Annotated in this window: 1 protein-coding gene; it reads right to left on the bottom strand. The window is 72.3% G+C overall.

The window, feature by feature from the left end:
• On the bottom strand, positions 1-296 hold a 296-nt coding region (locus tag OQ02_RS39885), incomplete at both ends, for an ATP-binding cassette domain-containing protein (RefSeq protein ID WP_033443882.1).

The following is a 296-nucleotide window of genomic DNA, read 5'->3' as shown; positions in this document are numbered from 1 at the left end:
GGACAGCGCCCTTCCGTAGGGGTGGCGGGCGGCCTCGTAGACCGCCCGGGCCGGTCCTTCCTCGACGACCCGGCCCGCGTACATCACGGCGAGCCGGTCGCAGGTGTCGGCGAGGACGGCGAGGTCGTGGCTGATCATGAGCAGGCTGATGGCCTCCTCGGCGACGAGCCGCTCGATCAGCCGCAGGATCTGCGCCTGGATCATCACGTCGAGCGCGGTCGTCGGCTCGTCCGCGACGATCAGCCGGGGGTCGCAGGCCAGCGCCATCGCGATCATCACCCGCTGCCGCTGCCCGC

It is taken from the genome of Saccharothrix sp. NRRL B-16314, assembly GCF_000716595.1.
GTDB lineage: Bacteria > Actinomycetota > Actinomycetes > Mycobacteriales > Pseudonocardiaceae > Actinosynnema.
This window is presented reverse-complemented; position numbering and strand designations above follow the sequence as displayed.